Origin of the sequence: Methylobacterium isbiliense (assembly GCF_022179325.1) — a bacterium.
Taxonomy (GTDB): Bacteria; Pseudomonadota; Alphaproteobacteria; order Rhizobiales; family Beijerinckiaceae; genus Methylobacterium; species Methylobacterium isbiliense.
Map to the genome: position 1 here is coordinate 1 of NZ_BPQQ01000153.1, position 1717 is coordinate 1717.

Sequence of the window (1717 nt, forward strand, 5' to 3'; positions counted from 1 at the left end):
GTTCTCCCGCATTTTGCGTGGAACGGTCGCGGTGACGAGGCCGGCGCTGGCTGATTCACAGACGGGATGATCCTCTCCTCATCCCTGCCGGGCTGCTCCATCGAGAGCGTCACCCGGAGCGCCGATCACCTCGTCATCCTCGCCCATGTGCGCCGCGCTCAGGCTCGATGTCCCGCCTGTGGCACGCCCAGTTCCGCCGTTCACAGCCGCTACGATCGCCGTCCCGCCGATCTGCCGAGCCTCGGCCAGCCCGTGACGCTGCGCCTGCGCATCCGACGCTTCTACTGCCGTCATCCCACCTGCCACCGCCGCACCTTCGCCGAGCCTCTCCCACGGCTGATGCCGCCACGAGCCCGACGGACACGCCGCCTCGCTCAGGCCCAGACACGGATTGGGCTTGCAGCCGGCGCGGAGGCCGGTGCGCGCCTGACCGGCCACCTGGGGATGCGGACCAGCCCCGATACGATGCTGCGCCTCTTGCACCGCCTCCCGCTGCCGCGTGCGGCTCCACCACGAGCCGTCGGCATCGACGATTGGGCCATCCGCAAGGGACGGGCCTACGGCACCCTCCTCGTTGACCTCGAACGCCGATGCCCGATCGACCTGCTGCCCGACCGCTCGGCGGTGACCGTCACCGCGTGGCTGCGTCGCCATCCTGGTATCCAGATCATCGCCCGCGACCGCTCGACCGAGTACGCCCGAGCAGCCACGGCGGGCGCCCCCGCCGCTCTCCAAGTCGCCGATCGGTGGCACCTCCTCCTCAACATGCGCCAAGCCCTCGAACGCTGGCTTGGCCGTGCTCACGGCCGGCTGCGACAGCTTCCCGTCCTTCCTGGTGGTGACGGCCGGCAGCCGGGGGAACGCCCGCGCGCCTATCGCCGCAGCGCGGCCGAGATCGCCATCAGCCGCGACAGCCGCGCTCGCCGGCTTGCAGCCTACGAGGACGTGCGCCGGCGTCATCTCGCCGGCGAGACGCTGCTGGCCATCGGGCGCGCGACGGGTCTGGCGCGTGCAACGGTACGCAAATACGCTCAGGCCGAGAGCTTCCCGGAGCGCGCGCGGCGCCGACCCAATCCGTCTCGCCTTGACCCCTACCTCGCTCATCTGGAGCAGCGCATGGCTGAGGGGTGCGAGAACGCCAGGGCGCTCTGGCGCGAGATCCGCGCCCAGGGCTTCGCGGGGACCCATCGGCAGGTGCACCGCTTCGTCGCCGAGCGACGCACGAGCCCGGCGCGGCGCACGGCCCGCAAATGGCTGTCGCGAACCGCCTCGACGAACGCCGAGGCCATCAGCGCAGTGCCGATCTCCTCTCCGAAGCAGCTGGCCTGGATCCTGGTGCAGCCCCTCGCGACACTGCCGCCGCGCGCCGCGGCTGACCTCGCCCGCGTCCGGCAGGATCCTGAAGCCGCACGGATCGCCGATCTGGCGCGGCGGTTCACGATGCTCGTGCGGGCCTGTGGCCTAGGTGGTGACCGCCCGGCGGACCCTGCCGGCGAGTTCGACAGGTGGCTGCTCGACACCCGGACCTGCGGTGTTGCTGCGTTAGAGACCTTCGCAGCCGGTGTGACGCAGGATGGCGCGGCCGTTCGGGCCGCACTATCCTGCGTCACACCGGCTGCGAAGGTCTCTAACGCAGCAACACCGCAGGTCCGGGTGTCGAGCAGCCACCTGTCGAACTCGCCGGCAGGGTCCGCCGGGCGGTCACCACCTAGGCCAC

The 1717-nt window shown here is 71.2% G+C and carries 1 protein-coding gene; it reads left to right on the plus strand.

Annotation, left to right across the window (positions count from 1 at the left end; genetic code table 11):
* Nucleotides 1-66: 66 nt before the first annotated feature.
* The coding region (locus tag MFF61_RS33560; protein WP_238242165.1) for an ISL3 family transposase at nucleotides 67-1717 on the plus strand (1651 nt) is incomplete at its 3' end.